Annotated in this window: 16 protein-coding genes; 11 read left to right on the top strand and 5 right to left on the bottom strand. The window is 59.8% G+C overall.

Annotated features, from left to right (window positions below):
- The first annotated feature begins 176 nt into the window (after positions 1–176).
- Entirely contained in the window at positions 177–548 is a 372-nt protein-coding gene (locus ACR2TX_RS15050; RefSeq protein ID WP_077729200.1) for a YidH family protein, read from the top strand.
- A gap of 66 nt (positions 549–614) precedes the next feature.
- Here the strand turns inward: ACR2TX_RS15050 and ACR2TX_RS15055 are convergent, their stop codons facing one another.
- From ACR2TX_RS15055 to gltB, 3 genes are all read right to left on the bottom strand, one after another.
- Positions 615–1,445: an EcsC family protein gene (locus ACR2TX_RS15055; RefSeq protein ID WP_077729199.1), complete on the bottom strand. Its 831-nt coding sequence runs from the start codon at positions 1,443–1,445 to the stop codon at positions 615–617.
- A gap of 309 nt (positions 1,446–1,754) precedes the next feature.
- Positions 1,755–3,194 carry a glutamate synthase subunit beta gene (locus tag ACR2TX_RS15060; protein WP_434129960.1) on the bottom strand — a complete coding sequence of 480 codons (1,440 nt, stop codon included), beginning with the start codon at positions 3,192–3,194 and terminating at the stop codon, positions 1,755–1,757.
- A 135-nt stretch (positions 3,195–3,329) separates the two neighbouring features.
- Complete coding sequence (gene gltB / locus ACR2TX_RS15065) at positions 3,330–7,961, bottom strand: glutamate synthase large subunit (RefSeq protein WP_086135440.1); 4,632 nt, start codon at positions 7,959–7,961, stop codon at positions 3,330–3,332.
- A 427-nt stretch (positions 7,962–8,388) separates the two neighbouring features.
- On the opposite strand from gltB, the gene ACR2TX_RS15070 reads away from it, so the two are divergent.
- The 3 genes from ACR2TX_RS15070 to ACR2TX_RS15080 all read left to right on the top strand — a co-directional run bounded on the left by ACR2TX_RS15070 (position 8,389) and on the right by ACR2TX_RS15080 (position 11,793).
- Positions 8,389–9,606, top strand: coding sequence for a UbiH/UbiF/VisC/COQ6 family ubiquinone biosynthesis hydroxylase (locus ACR2TX_RS15070; protein ID WP_077729196.1), 1,218 nt, complete (start codon positions 8,389–8,391; stop codon positions 9,604–9,606).
- 142 nt (positions 9,607–9,748) lie between these two features.
- The gene (locus tag ACR2TX_RS15075; RefSeq protein ID WP_077729195.1) at positions 9,749–10,138 is read left to right on the top strand and encodes a glycine zipper family protein; all 390 of its coding nucleotides are present in this window, start codon (positions 9,749–9,751) and stop codon (positions 10,136–10,138) included.
- A 113-nt stretch (positions 10,139–10,251) separates the two neighbouring features.
- Entirely contained in the window at positions 10,252–11,793 is a 1,542-nt protein-coding gene (locus ACR2TX_RS15080) for a long-chain-fatty-acid--CoA ligase (RefSeq protein WP_077729194.1), read from the top strand.
- A 26-nt stretch (positions 11,794–11,819) separates the two neighbouring features.
- Here ACR2TX_RS15080 and ACR2TX_RS15085 read toward each other — a convergent pair whose 3' ends face one another.
- On the bottom strand, positions 11,820–13,274 hold the full coding sequence (locus ACR2TX_RS15085) for a M48 family metalloprotease (RefSeq protein ID WP_077729193.1): 1,455 nt from the start codon (positions 13,272–13,274) through the stop codon (positions 11,820–11,822).
- Between the two features lie 91 nt (positions 13,275–13,365).
- Between ACR2TX_RS15085 and tusD the strand changes: the two genes are divergently transcribed.
- The 6 genes from tusD (at position 13,366) to ACR2TX_RS15115 (ending at position 18,234) form a co-directional block, all read left to right on the top strand.
- Positions 13,366–13,719 carry a sulfurtransferase complex subunit TusD gene (gene tusD / locus ACR2TX_RS15090; RefSeq protein ID WP_086135443.1) on the top strand — a complete coding sequence of 118 codons (354 nt, stop codon included), beginning with the start codon at positions 13,366–13,368 and terminating at the stop codon, positions 13,717–13,719.
- 4 nt (positions 13,720–13,723) lie between these two features.
- Positions 13,724–14,083: a sulfurtransferase complex subunit TusC gene (tusC, locus tag ACR2TX_RS15095; RefSeq protein WP_434129963.1), complete on the top strand. Its 360-nt coding sequence runs from the start codon at positions 13,724–13,726 to the stop codon at positions 14,081–14,083.
- Positions 14,077–14,391 carry a sulfurtransferase complex subunit TusB gene (gene tusB / locus ACR2TX_RS15100; protein ID WP_434129965.1) on the top strand — a complete coding sequence of 105 codons (315 nt, stop codon included), beginning with the start codon at positions 14,077–14,079 and terminating at the stop codon, positions 14,389–14,391. The genes tusC and tusB overlap by 7 nt, the downstream gene beginning before the upstream one ends.
- A 3-nt stretch (positions 14,392–14,394) precedes the next feature.
- The gene (locus ACR2TX_RS15105; RefSeq protein ID WP_143735096.1) at positions 14,395–14,724 is read left to right on the top strand and encodes a TusE/DsrC/DsvC family sulfur relay protein; all 330 of its coding nucleotides are present in this window, start codon (positions 14,395–14,397) and stop codon (positions 14,722–14,724) included.
- Positions 14,725–15,032: 308 nt separating this feature from the next.
- Entirely contained in the window at positions 15,033–15,935 is a 903-nt protein-coding gene (locus tag ACR2TX_RS15110; protein WP_434129967.1) for a universal stress protein, read from the top strand.
- 286 nt (positions 15,936–16,221) lie between these two features.
- The gene (locus tag ACR2TX_RS15115; RefSeq protein ID WP_086135447.1) at positions 16,222–18,234 is read left to right on the top strand and encodes a cation:proton antiporter domain-containing protein; all 2,013 of its coding nucleotides are present in this window, start codon (positions 16,222–16,224) and stop codon (positions 18,232–18,234) included.
- A gap of 247 nt (positions 18,235–18,481) precedes the next feature.
- Here the strand turns inward: ACR2TX_RS15115 and ACR2TX_RS15120 are convergent, their stop codons facing one another.
- Positions 18,482–19,141, bottom strand: a complete 660-nt coding sequence (locus tag ACR2TX_RS15120) for an RT0821/Lpp0805 family surface protein (protein ID WP_434129969.1) — start codon at positions 19,139–19,141, stop codon at positions 18,482–18,484.
- Positions 19,142–19,453: 312 nt separating this feature from the next.
- On the opposite strand from ACR2TX_RS15120, the gene ACR2TX_RS15125 reads away from it, so the two are divergent.
- Positions 19,454–21,127, top strand: a complete 1,674-nt coding sequence (locus ACR2TX_RS15125) for a formate--tetrahydrofolate ligase (RefSeq protein WP_434129971.1) — start codon at positions 19,454–19,456, stop codon at positions 21,125–21,127.
- The last annotated feature ends 340 nt before the right edge of the window (positions 21,128–21,467 follow it).

Genomic DNA, 21,467 nt, shown 5'->3' on the forward strand with positions numbered 1-21,467 from the left:
GGTTAATTAAACTTGCAATTCTGTCACAAATGCGCCGGGAATGTCACACTGAGCACTTTATGTGGGAAGCCACCGCTTGCGCCGGTCGCTGGCCGATGTACGTTTCGCAATGTGACCGAGCCAGTTGTGGCCGTATCGTTTAATCCATTCGACAAAATTACCGCTAGACTATCCGAATGTCCGAGCTTAATGACCCGCGCGTATTTTTTGCGGCGGAGCGCACTCTTCTCGCCTGGAACCGGACCAGCTTGGCCTGGATGGCGTTCGGATTTGTGATCGAGCGCTTCGGTTTATTCGTGCATCTGGTTTTTTCGAAACCCGGCGAGCCCTTGCAAAAAGGCATTTCGTTCTGGCTCGGCATCGCTTTTGTGTTTTTCGGAGTCGTCATTGCGATACTGTCCACGATTCAGTATCGAAAGGTCCTGAAAACGCTGAAGCCCGTGGAGATTCCGCGCGGTTATCGGGCCGGTCTGGGGATACTCGCGAATCTGGTCGTCGTTCTGCTCGGCATGACGCTGATCGTTTATCTGTTTTATGGCGAGCTTTGAGAAGATGAAGCGAGATAAAAGCGCCAGGCCCTAATAAGGTTCGAAGTGGAGCCCCGCACGATCCATTCACCATCCTTCCAAGTGGCTAAATCCCTTGATCGATTCAATTTCGTCTTTTTGAATCCGCTGGTATTCCTTCCGCACAACGTCCGGCTTGTATTTTCGTTCCAAACGGCGCAGGGTGAAATGACCGCGTGCCACGTCCTGAAAGTGTTGCATGAATACGAGGTTCAACAGGCCGCCGCTGACGGCGCCGGCTACCGGCACCATCTGCACGGCGACCTCGTCCGAAATGACGACGCCGAAACGGGCGGAAATTCCGCGAATCAACTCGACGCCGGCAGGAACGTTGAGGCCGGAGGCTCCGCCATAATTGGCAACACCGGCGAAATGGAAAGCCAATGTGGATCGCAACCCATAGTAGCCGGTATCGGTTGCATCGTCTTCAGTCGATCGCCCTCCCAAGGCGAACACCTCCACGCAAGCGAGGCGCGCGTCGAGCGTATCCAAGTCCTCGCCCTCGCTGCGCGCGATATCGGCAATCGAACGCAGCATCAGCAAGGTTATGACCGGTAACTCGACCGTCAACCCTACTGGACCGAAAAAGCCGCCGACGGCTCCGGCTGTGAATGCCGCAAACTTGTGGTAGGTGTCACGCGCTCCGGAAACCGCGCGCGCGTCGAGAGTCTTTACCGCCATGCTCATAGCCTGACGGATACTAAATTCGGCTGCTCTATTGACTCGTTGGTGCCAGCTCTTCGGCAATAGTTTGAGCGTTTGTTCGATCGGCGTGCCGATCACGTTGCTTAGGCGCGCGGCGAAGGAGGGGTGTTCCAGATGCTGATACGCCCAGCGCAGTTGCTCCAGTTCCTCGGGGGTGAACGATGGTTTTGCCATGACGTGCTCCACGGTTTGCGGTTTGTGCGATTGTCCTTTAGCTGCTGAGTATTGGGACAAATCGATCTTGGACAGTGTGCCACGGACGGCGGAATGAGTCGGCGGGATTGCGCGATCAATTGCAGTTGGACGGCGGCACTTCCGGCCGGTTCCACGTAATCCGGCCTGCGGGACTGACGCGACGCCGTGAGAAAAACTGGGCTGAGTTTGGCAGGCATACAAGGCTGGGTGTACCCCGCCGCGGTTCGACGCCTGGTCGACAAGCCGCCGACTCATCAAACGCATGAATCGGCGGCTGAGAGGAGGAACTTACCGAGGGAGATCCGAGTGTCCCATCAGGTATTCGTCGACGGCTCGGGCGCACTGGCGGCCTTCGCGGATGGCCCAGACGACCAACGACTGGCCGCGGCGCATATCGCCGGCGGTGAAAACCTTATCCATCGAGCTGCGATAGTCTATGGTATTGGCCTTGACGTTGCCCCGTTCGTCGAGAGTCACGCCGAGATCCTGGAGCATGCCCTCGTGCACCGGATGGACGAAGCCCATGGCAAGCAGTACCAGGTCCGCTTTCAAGGTGAATTCGCTGCCGAGGATTTCGTTCATAACCCAGCGTCCGCCCTCTTGCTTCCACTCGAGCTTGACGCAGCGGATTTGGGTAACGCGACCGTCTTCCCCTTCGATCGACTTCGTGGCGACGCTCCAGAAACGTTCGCAGCCTTCTTCGTGGGAGCTGGATGTGCGCAGCTTGTTGGGCCAATTCGGCCAGGTGACCTCTTTTTTCTCCTTTTCCGGAGGCTTCGGCAGAATTTCCAACTGGGTGATGGAGGCTGCACCGTGCCGAGCCGAGGTGCCGATACAGTCGGAACCGGTATCGCCGCCGCCGATCACGATGACATGCTTGCCCGTCGCCCAAATGCTGGTGTCCTCGGAAAGCGTATCTCCGGCCACGCGGCGGTTCTGCTGAGGCAGAAATTCCATCGCGAAGTGAACACCGTTGAGCTCGCGGCCCGGTACGTTCAGATCGCGCGGTTTTTCCGCGCCGCCGGCCAATATGACGGCATCGTAGTTGTCGAGCAGCTTTTGAACCGGAACGTCTCGGCCGATATGGCTATTGGGGCGGAACACCACGCCTTCAGCTTGCATTTGCGCGATGCGTCGGTCGATCAGATGCTTTTCCATCTTGAAATCGGGTATGCCGTAGCGCAGCAGTCCGCCGATGCGGTCGGCCTTTTCATAAACCACGACACTGTGGCCGACGCGGGCCAATTGTTGCGCGCAGGCAAGACCGGCGGGACCGGAACCCACTACCGCCACCTTTTTGCCGGTTCGATGCTGGGGTATCAGCGGCTTGACCCAGCCCATCTCCCAAGCTTTGTCGATGATGGAGCACTCGATAGTTTTGATCGTGACCGGTTCGTCGGTCAGATTCAGCGTGCAGGCCGCTTCGCACGGCGCCGGACAGATACGGCCGGTGAACTCGGGAAAGTTGTTGGTGCTGTGCAGTACCTCGATGGCTTCACGCCAATTTCCTTGATAAACGAGGTCGTTCCAGTCGGGGATGATGTTATTGACCGGGCAGCCCTGATGACAATAGGGAATGCCGCAATCCATGCAGCGCGCGCCTTGACGGCTGACTTCCTCTTCGGTCAGCGGGACGACGAATTCCTGGTAGTGCTGGAGACGGTCCGCCACCAGCTTGTAGCGTCTGTCCTGACGTGAGATTTCCATGAATCCCGTGGGTTTGCCCATTCTGTTTCTACCTCGTTACTGTGCTTTATTGCACGAGAAAGCTCTAGACCTCGGGGTCTTGTTTGCCGAAGTGCCTTCCATTTTTCCGATCGGTCCGGGTCGGCGAGGGGCGCGTTTACGCCACGCCCCCCGCGTCTAGTGGTGAACTTCGGTCTGCGTTTTTGTCTTCTGCATTTTTTCGAGCGCCTGACGGTAATCGACCGGCATGACCTTGACGAAACGCGGCGCGTAAGCCGACCAGTTCTCGAGAATCTGCTTCGCTCGTCCACTGCCCGTGTAACGGCGGTGCTTTTCGATCAGGGTTCGCAGGCGCTGAACGTCGTGACGGGTCATGTCATGCATGATGTCCACCATTCCGTGGGTTTCCAGATCGCCGCCCTGGTGATCGAGATTTTCCAGGGCGATGTCCTCGGCCAAAACCGGTTCCAGTTCGACCATGGCCAGGTTGCACCGATGCTCGAAATCGCCGGTTTCGTCGAGCACGTAGGCGACACCGCCCGACATGCCCGCAGCGAAGTTACGGCCGGTCGAGCCCAGAACCACGACGACGCCGCCGGTCATGTATTCGCAGCCGTGATCGCCGACGCCTTCGACGACGGCGATGGCGCCGGAGTTCCGCACCGCGAAGCGTTCTCCCGCGACGCCGCGGAAATAGCATTCGCCGCTGATGGCGCCGTACAGCACGGTATTGCCGACGATGATGTTTTCCTCGGGCACCACCGGAGATTCCGGGGACGGATAGATGGCGATGCGCCCACCCGATAGCCCTTTGCCCACGTAATCGTTCCCGTCGCCCTCAAGTTCCAGAGTGATGCCGGCCGACAGAAAAGCACCGAAGCTTTGCCCGGCCGTGCCTTTCATCCGTATGTAAATGGTATCTTCGGGCAGACCGGTATGGCCGTAACGCTTCGCCAATTCGCCGGACAGCATGGCGCCGACCGTGCGGTTGTAGTTGCGCACGCCCATTTCAATGCGGACCGGCTTGCGTTCGTCGAGTGCGGGGCGGGCCAGTTCGATCAGCTTGTGATCCAGTGCCTTGTCCAGGCCATGATCCTGCGGTTCGCAATTGGAGATGGCCACGCCCTCACCGGGCTCCGGCCGGTACAAAATCCTGGACAGATCGACCTTGGCCGCTTTCCAGTGGGCTATGGCCTTGCGCATATCGAGCTTGTCGGAGCGCCCGATCATTTCCTCGAACCGGCGGAAACCAAGTTTTGCCATAAGCTGGCGCACTTCCTCGGCGATGAAGAAGAAGAAATTGACGACATGCTCCGGCTGTCCGGTGAAGCGCTTGCGGAGTTCCGGGTCCTGGGTTGCGACGCCTACCGGGCAGGTGTTCAGATGGCATTTGCGCATCATGATGCAGCCTTCGACGATCAGCGGTGCCGTGGCGAAGCCGAATTCGTCCGCGCCCAAAAGCGCGCCGATCACGACGTCGCGCCCGGTGCGCATGCCGCCGTCCGCCTGCACGCAGATGCGCCCGCGCAGCTTGTTCAATACGAGAGTCTGGTGGGTCTCGGCCAAGCCGATTTCCCAAGGGAGCCCCGCGTGCTTGATCGAGGTGATCGGGCTGGCGCCGGTGCCGCCGTCGTAGCCGGCGATGGTGACGTGATCGGCATGAGCCTTGGCAACGCCCGCGGCGATCGTGCCGACGCCGACTTCGGACACCAGCTTGACGCTGATGCGCGCGGCCGGGTTAACGTTCTTAAGATCGTGGATAAGCTGCGCCAGATCCTCAATCGAGTAGATGTCGTGGTGCGGCGGCGGGGAAATGAGACCGACCCCTGGCGTGGAGTGCCTCACCTTGGCGATGATGGCATCCACCTTGTGGCCGGGCAGCTGGCCGCCTTCGCCGGGCTTGGCGCCCTGCGAAATCTTGATTTGCAGATCGTCGGCATTGACCAGATATTCGGTCGTCACGCCAAAGCGGCCCGATGCTACCTGCTTGATGGCCGAGCGCATGGAGTCGCCGTTGGGCAAAGGTTTGAAGCGTTCCGGCAATTCGCCGCCCTCGCCGGTATTGGATTTGCCACCGATGCGGTTCATGGCGATCGCCAGCGTGGTATGGGCTTCGTATGAAATCGAGCCGAACGACATGGCGCCGGTGGCGAAGCGTTTGACGATTTCCGCGACCGGTTCCACTTCATCCAGCGGTACCGACTCCCGTTCGTCGAACTTGAAGTCCATCAAGCCGCGCAGCGTGAGCAAACGTTCGCTCTGCTCGTTGATCGAGCGGGTGTAGTCCACATAGGTTTCCCAGCTGTTGGTGCGTGTGGCGTGCTGCAGCTTGGAAATGGTCTCCGGAGTCCACACATGATCTTCGCCGCGAACGCGGTAGGCGTATTCGCCGCCTACGTCCAGGGCATTCCGGTACAGCGGGGCATCGCTGAAAGCTACACGATGCCGGCGCACGGTTTCCTCGGCGATTTCTCGGAGTCCCGCGCCGCCGATCGTGCAGACGGTGCCGGTGAAATATTCGTCCAGGAACTCTTCGCTCAAGCCCACGGCATTGAAGATTTGAGCGCCGCAATACGACTGATAGGTCGAGATGCCCATCTTGGACATGATCTTGAGCAGGGCTTTGCCGATGGCCTTGATATAGCGCTTGTGCACCTCGTCTTCGGACAGCTGTTCCGGCAGCTTCTCGCGCAGATCGGACAGGCTGTCGAAAGCCAGATACGGATTGACGGCTTCGGCGCCGTAGCCCGCCAGCAGCGCGAAATGGTGTACCTCGCGCGCTTCGCCGGTTTCCACAACCAGGCCGACCTTGGTGCGAAGGCCCGTCCGGGTCAGGTGGTAATGGACCGCGGAGGTGGCCAGGAGGGCCGGAATCGCGATGTGCTCCGCGTCGATCTCCCGATCGGACAGCACCAGGATATTGTTGCCCTCGTGCACCGCCTGTTCGGCCCGTGCGCACAAGGCTTTCAACGCCGGTTCCATGCCGCCGGCGCCGGTATCGGCCGAGTAGCAGAAACTGATGGTTTTGGTCTTGAACGCGCCTCCGGTGCGGGCCTCGATACGGCGGATTTTTTCCAGATCCTTATTGGTCAGGATCGGCTGATGCACTTCCAGCCGCTTGTGGCTGCCGCCATTGTGGAGCGCCAGCAAGTTCGGCCGCGGGCCGATGTGGGACACCAGCGACATGACCAGTTCTTCGCGGATCGGGTCGATGGCCGGGTTGGTAACTTGCGCGAAACCCTGCTTGAAATAGTCGTAGAGCAATCGCGAACGCTTGGAGAGCACCGCGAGCGCCGCATCGATGCCCATGGAGCCGACCGGTTCCTGACCGCTCAAGGCCATGGGGGTCAGGAAAAACTTGATGTCTTCCTGGGTATAGCCGAAAGCCTGCTGCCGATCGAGCAGGGTCTCCGAGTCGGGCGGCATCGCGGCGATTTCGGCCGGCAGCTTTTCCAATTGAATCTGGGTATCGTTGAGCCACTGCTGATACGGCTCGCGATTGGCCAGTTCCGATTTGATTTCGGCATCGTCGATGATGCGGCCCTGTTCGAGGTCGATCAGGAACATCTTGCCGGGCTGCAAACGCCATTTCTTGACGATCTTGTGTTCCGGAATGGTCAGCACGCCCATCTCGGAGGCCATCACCACGGTGTCGTCGTCGGTGATGAGATAGCGCGCCGGACGCAGGCCGTTACGGTCGAGCGTGGCGCCGATCTGCCGTCCGTCTGTAAAGGCCACGGCGGCCGGACCATCCCAGGGTTCCATCAGGGCCGAGTAGTATTCGTAGAAGGCGCGGAGTTTTTCGTCCATCAAGGGATTGCCGGCCCACGCTTCCGGGATCAGCAGCATCATGGCGTGGACCAGCGAATAGCCCCCCATGACCAGAAGCTCCAGCGCATTGTCGAAGCTGGCGGAATCGGACTTGCCGTCGGCGATCAGCGGCCAGATCTTGTCGAGATCTTCGCCCAGAACTTCGGACGACATCGAATGGCGTCGAGCGGCCATCCAATTGATGTTGCCGCGCAAGGTGTTGATTTCGCCGTTGTGGGCGATCATTCGGAAAGGATGGGCCAGATCCCAGGTCGGGAAGGTGTTGGTGGAGAACCGCTGGTGCACCAGGGCAAGCGCCGACACCATTTGCTCGTTGCGGAGGTCGCGGTAAAACACGCCGACCTGATCGGCGAGCAGCATGCCCTTGTAAACCAAAGTGCGGGACGAGAAGGAAGGGATGTAGAACATCTTGCCTTCCTCGAGATTCAAGGCACGAATCTTCTTGTCGATCTGCTTGCGGATGACGAACAGCTTGCGCTCGAACGCGTCCTGATCCCGGCAACTTTCCGCCCGCCCCACGAAAACCTGGCGAATCACGGGTTCGATTGTCTTGACCGATTCCCCGAGCGTCGAGTTGTCTACCGGAACATCGCGCCAGCCGAGAACGGTTTGGCCTTCGGTGCGAATGAAATCTTCGACGATTTGTTCGCAGGTCGCGCGATGTTCCGGATTGCGCGGCAGAAACAGCATGCCGACGCCATAGTGACCGTAATCCGGAAGGGCGATCCCGAGTGCGGAGCATTCGTCGCGGAGAAAAGCATCCGGTATTTGAATGAGAATACCGGCCCCGTCGCCCGCCAACGGATCGGCACCAACCGCTCCACGGTGAGTCAGGTTTCTTAAAATTTCCAGCCCCTTGCAGACGATGTCGTGGCTCTTATGGCCTTTGATGTGAGCGATGAAACCTACGCCGCAAGCGTCGTGTTCGTTGCGCGGGTCGTATAGACCTTGCTTGGCGGGTATGGCATTGAAACTCATGGTGTACCTCTGTCAGGGGTGTGGTCTGTCGTTTGCCGGTTCGCGGTTTACAAGAGAATATTGCGGCTCCAGTAATGGACCGCCGCGACAGTCAAGAATTCGTGTTCGCAGTTGGTTTTGAAATATCCGAAATGGCGACGTGAGGCCGCCCATTTAGCCAAAATGGGCAAGAAATATAAAGAATCCGGCCGGTCTTTTCAAGGGCGCCAAGCTTGCGCACTCAGTGTTTGTTGTGAATAAGGTGGTGAAACGACTTGTTTCGATAGAGAATGGACCCGCTCGCCGCCCGACCGTCCGCCCCCGAGCCGGCGAGACAAAGCCGGTATTGCTTGCCGAGCCCGGTTACCTTTACTTTATGGCCGGAAATTCGAGGCGGTTTCGCAGCGTGGTTGAACATGCGCGCCAAGCCAAGCATGAGGAATAGAGAATGACCGAAAAATATGACGTGATCGTTGTGGGCGGCGGCATGGTCGGTGCCGCTTTGGGGAGTGGCCTCGGAGGCAGCAGTCTGCGAGTTGCCGTGATCGAGGATGCCCCGCCGCCGGCGTTTGCGTCGGAGCAGCCCCACGATCTTCGCGTGTCCGCGATCAGCATCGCGTCCGCCAGCATTCTCAAAACCGTGGGCGCATGGAAAGGCATCGCTTCGCGCCGGTTTTGCCCGTTCCGGAGGATGCGGGTATGGGAAGAGTCGGGCGATGTCGAGTTTCGGAGCGAGGACATCGATGAGCCGGTCTTGGGCTATATCGTCGAGAACCGGGTAATCCAGCTGGCTTTACTCGACCGCCTGGTCGAATTTTCCAATATCGATTTTCTTTGTCCCGCCAGAACCAAAATGATCGATTACGGGCCGCAAGGCTCGACCGTCGAATTGGACGACGGCCGCGTCTTGTCGGCGCGCTTGTTGGTTGCCGCGGATGGCGGCTATTCCCGGGTGCGGCAAGTGGCCGGCATGGGAGTAAGCGGTTGGGATTACGAGCAGCACGCCCTGGTGCTGACGGTGGAAACCGCATACAGCCAGCAGGACATCACTTGGCAACGCTTTACCCCCAAGGGACCCCAGGCTTTCCTGCCGCTGGACGGGCCTCATGCATCTCTCGTCTGGTACGAGGCGCCGGAGGACATCAAACGCCTGAAGGCTTTGCCGGATGACGCGCTGCTCCGGGAGCTTATCGCTGCGTTCCCCTCGGCTCTGGGCGAGATCAAGCGTATCGAGGCGAAAGGCAGCTTCCCGCTCAAGCGTCAGCATGCCTTGAGTTACAGTAAAGAGGGCGTGGCTTTGATCGGCGATGCGGCCCACATGATTCATCCGCTGGCGGGGCAGGGCGTCAACATCGGTCTTCTGGACGCTGCGGCGCTGGCGCAGGTGCTGGTCGGCGCTCACAAGAATGGCCAGGACATCGGCGCAGCCCATGTGCTGCAAACTTACGAAAGCATGCGCCGCAGCAACAACCTGGTCATGATGACGACGATGGACCTGTTCTATCGCGTGTTCGGAAACGCGAACCGTCCGCTCCGATTCATTCGGAATCTGGGGCTGGGTTTGGCGGAGCGAATCACGCCGGCCAAGAAATTGGTCATGCGATACGCGATGGGCTTGGGCGGCCAGCTCCCGAATTTGGCCCGTGGCGAAGCCATTCTGGGTTGAATGACGGTCGGAAACATTACGATACGTATTCCTGCGGATTGAGCAGAGTGAGTTTGCTATAGTAGGCAGAGCAATTCAGTACCTGTGTTCCGGATACTGTTGCTGAGATATCGATTAACGTCCTATACGAGTGAAACGACTTATGGTCAAAAAGCTACCTGTATTTCTTTGCACCGTGTTGACTCTGAGCGGTTGCGCAACCTACACCGGATGGGAGCCTGTGGTGGACACGTATAACGATCCGAATGCCTATCGGCTGCAGCAGGATATGGAAGAGTGCAAAATGCTCGCTCGCCAAGCGGGCAGTACCGGAACGGAAGCGGCGAAGGGTGCTGCTGCAGGCGCATTGCTAGGTGCCGCAACGGGCGCCGCGGTCGGCGCTGTCGCTGGCAATCCCGGCGGCGGTGCCGCGATCGGCGCTGCCGCGGGCGGCCTCGGCGGCGCTGGTTACAGCGGGGTCTCGGGCGACGATCAATACAAGCGGTCTTACATCAATTGCCTCCGCAATCGGGGACACAGAGTCGTCAATTAAGTAAGCAATCGGTCAAATAAAATAATCCCGCCGTTGTGCCTCTAGCCCGGCGGGATTATTTTTTCCGTTTTTGCTGCCCTGACGAGGGCATAAACCGACGAGAAGGTGCCAGGATGTCGTCATTGATCCATGCACTCCGGGAGAGCGCCCGGCTTTATCCTGATCGGCCCGCGGTAATCCAGGGCTCTCAGGTCATCGATCATGCCACCATAGGCAACCGATCGGATCGCGTGGCGGCGGCCTTGGCGGCCCGAGACGTGGTCAAAGGGGACAGGATTGCCCTTTACTGCCCCAATTCGGCGGAATTCGCCATTGCCTATACCGGCATCGTGAAAGCCGGGGCCACGGTCGTTCCGATCAATTTGCTGCTGAACACGGAAGAAATCGGCTTCATTCTCAACGATTCCGGCGCCAAGGGCTTGATTTTCCATCAAGCCTTTTCGAAACAGGCGGAATCCGCGCTTCAGGCTGCGCCGGGAATCGAGTTTCGCGTATCCATCGGCGGAGAAGTCGAAGGCGCCGAGGCGTTCGATGCTTTTCTAAGATCCGACGCGCCGGTACCGAATATCGATTGCGACCCGCAAGAGGATCTGGTCGTCATCCTCTACACCTCGGGAACCACCGGCCGTCCCAAGGGGGCGATGCTGACCCACGGCAATCTGGTCGCCAACACGCGCAGCGTCCGCGAAGCCATGCACTGGCGTCCGGGGCAGGATGTCGTGCTGCTGGTTCTTCCGATGTTTCACGCATTCGCGGCAACCGTCGGCATGCTCACGCCCCTGACCAACGGCTGTGCGTTCATTCCCCTGCCGCGATTCGAGCCCGATCAGGTCGTCGACGCGATCCATGCCAGCCGAGCCACGATTTTTCTCGGCGTGCCCAGCATGTATTCGGTACTGTTGCGACTCAAAGACGAGCGTGCGCCGCTCCTTTCCTCCATACGCTATTGCGTTTCCGGCGGCGCTGCGCTTCCGGTCGACGTGTTGCGGCGCTTCGAAGAAAAATTCGGCATCAGGATCTACGAGGGCGACGGACCGACAGAATGTTCCCCGGTAACCTGCGTGAATCCGATCGACGGCCTCATCAAACCGGGAACGGTGGGTTTGCCGGTTCCCGGAGTCGAGATGAAAATCGTCGACGAAGACGGGCGCGAGTTGCCGTGCGGCGAAGTCGGCGAGATTGCCGTACGCGGTGCCAACGTGATGAAGGGCTATTGGATGCAGCCGGACGCGACCCGGGAAGTGTTTCGCGGCGAATGGCTTCTGACCGGCGATCTCGGTACGCGGGACGAAGACGGCTATTTCAGCATCGTCGATCGCAAGAAGGATCTGATCATCGTCAACGGCATGAACGTTTATCCACGCATGATCGAGGAGGTGCTATACCGCTTTCCGCCGATCCGCGAGGCCGCGGTGGTCGGGGAGCCGCACGATTTGCACGGCGAAATTCCGGTCGCGTATATCGCGATAGACGAGTCCAAGCCGATCACGGAAAGCGAAGTCCGCGCTTTCTGCAGGGAGCACCTCGGGCGGCATCAAATTCCCCGCAAGATCGTCTTTCAGCCGGAGTTACCGAAAAACGCCGCGGGCAAGATCCTCAAGCGGCAGCTTCGAAAGCACGGCGAAATCGAGCGTGGCGTGCAGGATCTGGAATAAACTCCGGCCGCCGCGGTTTCTATGCCTCACTGCTTTCTGCGCTCTTCCTCTTCGGCGAGCAGCTGCTTCAAGCGCTCGTCGATGACGGAATTCAGATAAAAATTGTCGCCGGCCGTTTTTCTGGCTAGCCGAAGTTGCAGTATGGCGGCGCGGTTCTGGCCCGAGGCGTAATAGGATTCGGCGACATAGCGGTGCGATTCGGCATCGTTCCCGAGCTGGCTATAGGCTTGCGCCAGCAGGTTGTAGACTTCCGGAGTAGGCGGATGGCGGCGGGCGTAGTTCTGCAGCAGCTTGCGCGCCTGTTCCGCTTTGCCGGTGGTGAGCAGCGTGCGGACATAGTTGAGCGTCAGCGCCCGGTTTTCCGGAAAGCGTTGCAGGGCCGATTCGTAAAGCTGGATCGCGCGCGGGTAATTCTTGGTCTCCCGTTCGGCGCTGGCCAGCGCATTGGCGAAATGGGACTGATCGGGATAAATCTCCATTAGCCGCTGCAGGATCGGTTTGGCTTCCCCGGCACGCGCGTTGGCGATCAGTGCCAAGGCTAAACCGTAGGCGGAAACATCCTGTTGCAGCTTGGTGCCCTGGCCGCTGACCGCCTTGAAATAATTCAGCGCGTCCTGCGGGCGGGCGGCGGTCTGCACCCGCAGCTTGGCGCGGACGAGCTGATAGGCGAAAGAATCCGGATATTGCCGATACGGAAACTGTTCCGCGCGTCCCCGCGTATCCGAGATACGGGACACGGTCACCGGGTGGGTCAGCAGGAACTCCGGCAATTCTCGGCCGACGAAGCGGGTGGATTGCTGCATTCTTTCGAAGAACGTCGGCATGGCGCGCGGGTCGAAGTCCGACTTCGATAAAATCTGCATGCCGACGCGATCGGCTTCGGCCTCGTTGTCGCGGGTAAAATTGATTTGATACTGGATATTGGCGGCTTGCGCGGCCATCAAGGCGGCTTGGCCCAGTTGCGCGGATTTCGCGCCCAGCAGAACGGCGGCCAGCATGGCCGCGGCGGTGGGCAGCGCCAGGCGGCCGGCGGCCTGGAACGTTTGATAAAGATGCCGCTGCGTGACGTGCGCGATTTCGTGGGCCAGTACCGAAGCGAGTTCGCTCTCGGCTTCCGAGGTCAGGATCAGTCCGGAGTTGACGCCGATGTATCCGCCCGGCCCCGCGAATGCGTTGACCGTGGGATCGCTGACCACGAAGAAATGAAACGCTTGCGCGGGGTTGTCGCTGGACCCGGCCAGTTTCTGCCCTATGGACTGGATGTAATCGTTGACTTCCGGATCTTGGCTGACTTCGAGCTGGGCGTGCAACTTGCGGTAGAACGCTGCGCCGAGTTCCTTCTCCTGCTGCGGCGTCATGAGGGTTCCGGTCGGGTCGCCGATTTCGGGCAACTCCAGGTTGAGTTGCGCATGGGCGGGTTGCAGCGCCAATGAGCCGTAGCTGAGAATCAACAGCGATGCAAGCAGTTTGTCGAATTTCATGGTGTTTCAGCGCCGTGTGCGGCGCGGGTGTGAATGAGTCCACGGTGTACGGTTACTCGATGAACCGTTTTTTCGAAAGGGTGTCGCCGCGATGAAATACGCCATTCAGGTCAATGCCGGGCCTTGTTCCGCTCAATCGGCGCGCACTGCCTATCAGTTTATCAAAGCCGCGTTGGATAAAGATCACGAAATCGTGTGCGTGTTCTTTTACCATGACGGGGTTTATAACGCGCTGCGATCCGGTTTATCGGCGGAGGACAAAGTTTCGGTTCCGCCCTGGCCCGATCTCGCCGATAAGCACGGGATCGACCTGGTGCTGTGCGTTTCGGCCGCGCAGCGGCGCGGCATGCCGGCAACCGGGGCGGACGGTTTTCGGATCGGCGGCTTGGGACAATGGATGGACGCCTGTCTGAAGGCCGACCGGGTATTGGTTTTTGGTGGTTGAAGCGGTGCAAAAAAAATTCTTGTTTGTGATGCGCAGTGCCCCTCGGGACGGCGCAAGAGTCCGGGAATCGCTGGACATGGCCATGACCGCCGCCGCCTTCGATCAGGCCGTACGGCTCCTGATGCTGGACGATGGCGTGTTCCTGCTCAAACGGGGGCAGGGGTCCGAACCGAGCGGGCTGAAACCCGTCGCTCCCTTGTTCGAAGCCTTGGCTTTGTACGATGTGGAGGATGTTTTGGTCGAGCGGGAGTCTTTGCGGGGAAGGCATTTGACGACCGAGGATCTCGTCATCCCCGTGCGCGTCGTGGACAGGACGGAAATCGCCGGATTGACGGCGGAACATGACATCGTAATCTCATGCTGATGGCAGTCCTGCATATAGTTAGCCGTTCGCCCCAGGAAAGCCGCGCCCTGGAAGATTGTCTCGTCCGGGCGGGCGAGGGCGATGCGATTCTGCTGATCGAAAACGGGGTTTACGCCGCGGTGAAAGGCGGGGATTTCGACGCTGTCCTGAAGTCGGCTATGGGACGCGTCAGGTTTTATGCCTTGGGGCCGGATCTCGACGCGCGCGGCGTGGAAACTTCCGAGATTCTCGAGACGATTCGAATCGTCGACTACGGCGGATTCGTCGATTTGACCGTCGAAAGCCGGCTTGTCCAGTCGTGGTTTTGAGCCATGATCGAAGTGAACGGCAAGATTCTGGAAACGACCGAAAGCGGATTTCTGACCGATGCGAACGCCTGGGACGAGCATGTCGCCGCCGCTCTGGCGGCGAGCATACCCATAGCATTGACCGAAGCGCATTGGGAGATCGTGCGCTTCATCCGCAGCTACTATCTCAGATTTCACCATCTTCCGAACACACGCATGTTCGTCAAGGCGGTACAGAAGGAATTCGGGGAAGAAAAAGGCACTTCCCGCTACCTGCACCGGCTGTTTCCGGAAAGCCCGTTGAAGTACGCCTGTTTGATCGCGGGACTGCCCAAGCCGCCGGGGTGTATCTAGTCGTTGGTTTCACAACACCGCGCCATTCCACGGGGAAAACAAGCTGTGAGCCAATGGCTCCGTAAGGTGCGTGTAAGCTCGGCATGTTTTTATCCTAACTTTTCCCTCGCGGCCGATGACACTGGACGTATGGGTTCGTTCTACGGTTTTTCTCGGCAACGGCGCCAGGCAGGCGACCGAACGGCTCCATTCGGAGGGCCAGCGTGGACCGAGGGGCGCTGCAGATTCAGAAGCAGGCACCGCCGCTGCCTGCCGCCAAAACGGGAATGGAATCCCCATGCATACCCGAAGAGGAGAGCTGCGTGGATATGTTCAGAACTATATTGGCAGCAACCGATTTCTCGGATGATGCCACTAACGCCGCCTATCGGGCGGCCTTCCTAGCCGCGGAACAACAGGGGCGATTGGAGCTGCTGCATGTCTTGAGTGAAACGTCCCTGAAGGCCGTGCGCGAATTGATTCCCTCGTACGGCGACGCCGAGACGAAGCTGATCGATGACGCGCAACGCATGCTGGATACCCTGGGATCGCGGGTTGCGGAGGATACCCGGATGGCCGCGGTTTCTCGAATCGCCATCGGAGCGGTGCTGGACGAGATTCTGTCGGCCGCCGAACAGGCGGACTTGCTGGTATTGGGAGCGCACGGCTCTAACCGTTGGCGCGAAATGTTTCTGGGTACGACCGCGGACCGTTTGTTGCGTATGTGCACGCGGCCGGTTCTCGTCATCAAGCGTCCGCCGGAGACAAGCTACCGGCGTGCACTGGTTCCGGTGGATTTCTCCCCCCACTCCATCGCCGCGCTGAATACGGCGATGCGGGTCGCTCCAAATGCCGACATCATGGTTGTCCATGCTTCCGCCGTTCCCTTCGAGGGGATGCTTCGGCAGGGCGGCGTGCTGGACGACGAGATAGAGAGATTCCGCGGTCAGGCTCAGCAGGAGGCAATGAGCCGCATCAGCAGCCTGATCGATGAGGTGGCCGAGGGTTCGCGTCGGCTCTTCCGATTCGTGGAGCTCGAGGATGCCGCTCGCCTGATTCTCGCCAAGGAGGAATCGTTCGGAGCGGACCTGATCGTCATGGGCAAACACGGCAAAAACGTCGTCGAGGAAATGCTCCTGGGCAGCGTGACGCGTCGCATCCTTTCCGATTCGAAGTGCGACGTGCTGATCGTGCACGAGGGTTCCACGGCTACCGGCTCGCCCGCCGCATAACGCATGACCGACCGATAGGGCCGCCGCATCATCCGGGAGTCGGTTCAACCGCGGCGGTGCGGTTGTTTCCTTTCCAAATCAAGCCTGACTCAAGAACGCCTGAAGGCATGGGGAGCCCTTTTGAGCAGCGTTGCAAGCCGTTGCCGTACAGTTTGCTGTCCACCGGTGTCGATCGTGCCTGAGCTCTTTATGAGTGTCGGCGATTCAAGGCGCGGGAAATCGGCGCTGATCGACGCACCCTGATAAACTTCTTGGCTACCTGCCTGCACCATACTCCACATATCTCATGCATAACCTGGGTTTGCTCGAAAATATCGCCGTTACGCTGAGCGTTGCCTTTCTAGGAGGGCTGATCGTTCAACGCATCGGCCTGCCGTCCATTGTCGGTTATTTGCTCGCGGGCGTGGTCATCGGCCCGTTCACGCCGGGTTATCTGGCCGATGCCGAAACCATCAACCAGTTGGCCGAGCTGGGCATCATTTTCCTGATGTTCGGCGTGGGGCTGCATTTTTCCTTTGCCGATCTGTGGAAAGTGCGAGATATCGCCATCGTCGGAACGTTGGGACAGATGCTGACCATGGCGGCCCTGGGTTATGGCCTGAGCCAATACTGGGGCTGGACGCCCAAGTCCGGACTGGTGCTGGGACTGGTGCTGTCCATCGCCAGCACCATCGTCATGCTGCGCGGCTTCATGGACCGCGGCTGGCTGAACACCCCGGACGGGCAAGTCGCGGTCGGCTGGCGCGTCATGGAAGACATCGCCACCGTTCTCATGATCATGATCCTGCCCAACCTGGCCGACACCGGCAAGCCCATGGAATGGCGCACTCTCGGCCTCGCGCTGCTGTCGGCTTTGGGCTTTCTCGTGTTCATGCTGTTTGCGGGCAAACGCTTCATTCCCTGGCTGCTGCTGCGGGTGGCCCATACCCGCTCCCGCGAGCTGTTCATTCTGGCTATCCTGGCCATTTCTTTGGGAATCGCTCTGGGTGCATCGCAATTGTTCGGCGTTTCGTTGGCGCTGGGCGCTTTTGTCGCGGGAGCGGTGGTGAGCGAGTCGCCGCTCAGTCACCGCATCGCATCCGATCTGCTGCCGTTCCGCGAAGCCTTTTCCGTCTTGTTCTTCGTGTCCGTCGGCATGATGCTCGATCCCGGCTTTCTGGTGGAGCACCTCGAACCGGTCCTGATTCTTACCGCTCTGGTGGTCATCGGAAAGTTCATCGTCTCGGGGCTTTGGGTGTTGCCGTTCCCGCGTCCGGCCAGCACCGCGCTGGTGGTTGCGGCCGGCTCCTGCCAAATCGGCGAGTTCTCCTTCATCCTGGATCAGACCGGCTTGAGTCTCGGCATACTGGATAAGGGCCAACACGCGCTGATATTGGCGGCCGCTCTTCTGTCCATCGTCGTGAACCCGTTCATGCTGCACAGCGTTCATCCGCTGCAACGGAGCTTAAGAGGGGTCCAGCCGTTATGGCGATGGCTGGACCGCCACGGCTCGACGCAGACGCCGGTGGAGGACTCCGTGGCCGACCATGTGGTGGTGGTCGGCTACGGACGGGTAGGTTCGCATATCGTCGACGTGATGGGTGAGCTGGGCATTCCCTATCTGGTCATCGATTTCCGTATCAGCCGGATCGAAAAATTGGCCAAACGAGGCGTCCCCACGCTCCTGGGCGATACGGCCAACTCCGACATCCTGACCCATGCGGCGCTGCACCGGGCCCGTCTGCTGGTGGTGACTTTGCCCGAGGAAGCGGCCACCGAACTCACCGTCGCGGCAGCTCGGGACATTGCCCCGGATCTCCCGATCATCGCCCGCGCCGCCACCCGAGCCGGGGTCAAGCGACTCTCGGAATTGGGCGCACAGCTGGTGATCCATCCGGAACTGGAAGGCGGCCTGCAGGTGCTGCGGCACACGCTGCTGCAACTGGGTTTTCCCCTGCACGACGTGCGGCGCTACGCGGATACCGTGCGCCGCGAAAACTACGAGGCCCTGGTCAAGTCGCAGGGCGAGCACGCCTTACTCAGGGACCTGCTCGATGCTTCCGAATTGATCGACATCGCCTGGCGAAAAGTACCCGAGGAAAGTCCGCTGGCCGGGAAGATGCTGGGCGAGGCCGCCCTCCGTACCCGGACCGGCGCCACCCTGGTGGCGATCAAGCGCAAGAACGAGCTGATGGTCAACCCGTCTACCCAGACCGTATTCCTTCCGGGCGACCGCATCGGCCTGCTCGGAAATCCGGAACAGTTGGAGGTCGTGGAGCGTTTGCTGGCCCCGCAGCCGACGGAGTCTGACGCGGCGTGAAGGCGATAGGGTACCGCCGTGTACCGGCGGTACCCGTAAGGCGGAAAGCGTTGCGCTGTTTCACCCTACGAACCGGACGGCTGTGAAAGAACCGACTGCGCGGCCCGGTTTTTGCTTGCGATGTTATGACGTGAGAAGAACTCGTCGGGCGGGTTAACGAAGCGTAACCCGCCGAAAAGGCCAGCCCGTAAGAAGGATGGATGTCTTCCGATCGACTCCGTACGGGCATTGCGGGCCTTGCCCCTGCTCAATTCCGAATCACCCAGCTCCCATCCGGCTGGCGGCACGCGATATTGTTGACCGAGTCGCGCTGCTTGCCGTAGGTCATGCGGGTGGAGAATTCGCGGCAGCGTTCTCCGTTGTCGTTGAAGGTCCGCAAGGGCGTGACCAGATAGTCCACCTGGTTGTCCGGGTTCATCCAATGGACGCTGCGGCGGTCGTCGGCGAAATCGAGCGCCCGTCCGGTGCAGAACATGTCGCTCGCGTCCATGCGGCGAGCGATCTGGTCTCCGATGATCGCGCCGATCACCGTGCCGGCGACGGCGCCAATGACCGTCGAAGCAGTGTCGCCGTTTCCGACCTTGGAGCCGATGACGCCGCCTAGCGCACCTCCCGCAACGCCGCCCAGCACCTTGCCGACCATGGTGCGGTCGCAGCGGCCCGATCTTACGCCGTAGTCGTGATCGTGGTCATGGTAATGACGGGTTTCGCGGTGTTCGTAACGGTCGTCGTAGTCATCGCGATGTCTGTCCTTGTGTTTGCTCCGGTAGCCGTGGGCCGGCGCCCAGTCGGGGGGATCGCTGTACGCGTCCTGGGGAAAACTCAGGCTAAGCGCCAACAGAACTCCGCCGAGAAAAACGAATGGGTTGAACCGATCGAATACGGGTGACGTTTTCGTCGCCGACATGGTTGCCTCTTATTGTCGAAAAGTGATTGTTGTTATCCGCTCGGCCGTAAAGCAATTCGCAAGCCATCCCTGAAGGACGCTCATTCCGGCTGACGTATGGAGAGCATGCAAGCCGAACGCGTCGCCGGCTCGCGACAAAGCCCAACGCGATAGTGTAGCCAAGAACTCGGCCGGCTTGCTGCGTTGCTTTCGGCAACTTGTTAATATCTGCCAACTTCGAGGGTTCGGTTACGGCGTTTGACGCCTTGTGCTCGCTGCCCTTTTGATCCCGACTTCCATATCCACGACCGAGATAGATAAAAAGGTGCATTCATGTCCGACATCGAAATCGCTCAAAAAGCCAAGATGCTGCCGATCATCGATCTGGCCAAAGACAGGCTGGGTATAGCGCCCGAACATCTCGACCCGTACGGCCACTACAAGGCCAAGCTGTCCCTGGACTATATCGACGGTCTCAAGGACAGGCCCAACGGCAAGCTGATTCTGGTCACGGCCATCAGCCCGACGCCGGCGGGGGAAGGCAAGACCACCACGACCGTGGGTTTGGGCGATGGGCTGAACCGGTTGGGCAAGAAAACCATGATCTGTCTCAGGGAGCCCGCTCTGGGGCCGTGTTTCGGCGTCAAGGGCGGAGCGGCCGGAGGCGGCTACGCTCAGGTCGTGCCCATGGAGGACATCAATCTTCATTTCACCGGCGACTTCCACGCCATCGGTGTCGCCCACAACCTGCTGTCGGCGATGATCGACAACCACATCCACCACGACAACCGGTTGAACCTCGATCCGCGCCAGATCGCCTGGAAGCGTGTCATCGACATGAACGACCGCGCACTGCGCGACATAGTCATCGGCCTGGGCGGAACGGCCAATGGCTTTGCGCGCGAAGACGGCTTCGACATCATCGCCGCCTCAGAAGTGATGGCCATCCTGTGCCTGTCGAGCTCCTTGAAAGAACTGAAAGAGCGCCTCGGAAACATCCTGGTGGGTTATACCCGTTTCGACAATAAGCCGGTTTTCGCCCGCGATCTCAAGGCGCACGGCGCCATGGCCGCGCTGCTGAAGGACGCTCTGCGGCCGAATCTGGTCCAGACTCTGGAAAACAATCCGGTATTCGTCCACGGCGGTCCTTTCGCCAATATCGCCCACGGCTGCAACTCGGTGGTCGCGACCAAGACAGCCTTGAAGCTGGCCGATTATGTGGTGACCGAAGCAGGCTTCGGCGCCGATCTCGGGGCGGAGAAATTCATCGACATCAAGTGCCGCAAGGCCGGCCTCAAGCCTGACGGCGTGGTGCTGGTCGCGACCGTGCGGGCGCTCAAGTCGCATGGCGGCGTGCCGGTCAAGGAACTGCAACAGGAGAACCTGGAAGCCCTCGAAGCCGGATTCGTGAACCTCGCACGGCACCTCGGCAACGTGCAGCAGCGGTTCGGCTTGCCCTGCGTCGTCGCCATCAATCATTTCACCTCGGACACCGACGCCGAAATCGCGCTGCTCAAGCGCAAGGTCGAGGAGATGGGGGCCAAGGTCATCGTCTGCCGGCACTGGGCCGAGGGCGGAAAGGGCGCGGAAGACCTGGCTCGGGAAGTCGTCCGGATGGTCGATGCCGGTCAGTCGAATTTCAGTTTCCTTTATGAAGAGCAAGCGCCGCTTTGGGACAAGATCAAGACGATCGCCACCCAGCTGTACGGGGCGGCGGATATCACCGCGGACAGCAAGGCCCGTCAGCAGCTCGAGCGCTTGAGCGAGGAATACAGCTATTTCCCGGTGTGCATCGCCAAGACGCAGTACTCGTTTTCGAACGATCCGAATCTCAAGGGAGCGCCGTCCGGCCACGTGCTCTCCATCCGCGAAGTGCGGCCTTCCCACGGCGCCGAGTTCGTGGTGGCCGTCTGCGGCAGCATGATGACCATGCCGGGACTGCCCAAAATGCCGGCGGCCGAGGCCATAGACGTGGACGACAACGGCCGGATTACGGGCTTGTTCTAAAGGCTCAAAGAAGCGCCGGCAAAGGATTGCCGGCCTACGACACTAAGTCAGTTGTAGGTCGGGAATCCCTTCCCGACAGAATTGCCGGCAAAGTTTTGTCGGCCTGCGGCTACCGCCACCAGAAATGAGGGGAAGTTTGTTCGGCACAAGGCTTGGGGGCGATTTAAGCGCTCTTACGTATAAACTTCTTAGGACGTCCACGCATAAACTCGTTACATCGCTCGGCGATTGTTCAATTCTCGAAGCGTGTGGCGCGGAATCGTTGTAATGCGAATGGCCGTTTGGTGCAGTGCTAACACGAAAAACCGAAGAGAGACGATGCTTTGAATACAATCGCCCA

It is taken from the genome of Methylocaldum sp. GT1BB, from assembly GCF_051027545.1.
GTDB lineage: Bacteria > Pseudomonadota > Gammaproteobacteria > Methylococcales > Methylococcaceae > Methylocaldum.

Coding starts and splice junctions, on each gene's coding strand:
- ACR2TX_RS15050 (WP_077729200.1), top strand. CDS start 177: ATGTCCGAGCTTAATGACCCGCGCGTATTTTTTGCGGCGGAGCGCACT.
- ACR2TX_RS15055 (WP_077729199.1), bottom strand. CDS start 1,445: ATGGCAAAACCATCGTTCACCCCCGAGGAACTGGAGCAACTGCGCTGG.
- ACR2TX_RS15060 (WP_434129960.1), bottom strand. CDS start 3,194: ATGGGCAAACCCACGGGATTCATGGAAATCTCACGTCAGGACAGACGC.
- gltB (WP_086135440.1), bottom strand. CDS start 7,961: ATGAGTTTCAATGCCATACCCGCCAAGCAAGGTCTATACGACCCGCGC.
- ACR2TX_RS15070 (WP_077729196.1), top strand. CDS start 8,389: ATGACCGAAAAATATGACGTGATCGTTGTGGGCGGCGGCATGGTCGGT.
- ACR2TX_RS15075 (WP_077729195.1), top strand. CDS start 9,749: ATGGTCAAAAAGCTACCTGTATTTCTTTGCACCGTGTTGACTCTGAGC.
- ACR2TX_RS15080 (WP_077729194.1), top strand. CDS start 10,252: ATGTCGTCATTGATCCATGCACTCCGGGAGAGCGCCCGGCTTTATCCT.
- ACR2TX_RS15085 (WP_077729193.1), bottom strand. CDS start 13,274: ATGAAATTCGACAAACTGCTTGCATCGCTGTTGATTCTCAGCTACGGC.
- tusD (WP_086135443.1), top strand. CDS start 13,366: ATGAAATACGCCATTCAGGTCAATGCCGGGCCTTGTTCCGCTCAATCG.
- tusB (WP_434129965.1), top strand. CDS start 14,077: ATGCTGATGGCAGTCCTGCATATAGTTAGCCGTTCGCCCCAGGAAAGC.
- ACR2TX_RS15105 (WP_143735096.1), top strand. CDS start 14,395: ATGATCGAAGTGAACGGCAAGATTCTGGAAACGACCGAAAGCGGATTT.
- ACR2TX_RS15110 (WP_434129967.1), top strand. CDS start 15,033: ATGTTCAGAACTATATTGGCAGCAACCGATTTCTCGGATGATGCCACT.
- ACR2TX_RS15115 (WP_086135447.1), top strand. CDS start 16,222: ATGCATAACCTGGGTTTGCTCGAAAATATCGCCGTTACGCTGAGCGTT.
- ACR2TX_RS15120 (WP_434129969.1), bottom strand. CDS start 19,141: ATGTCGGCGACGAAAACGTCACCCGTATTCGATCGGTTCAACCCATTC.
- ACR2TX_RS15125 (WP_434129971.1), top strand. CDS start 19,454: ATGTCCGACATCGAAATCGCTCAAAAAGCCAAGATGCTGCCGATCATC.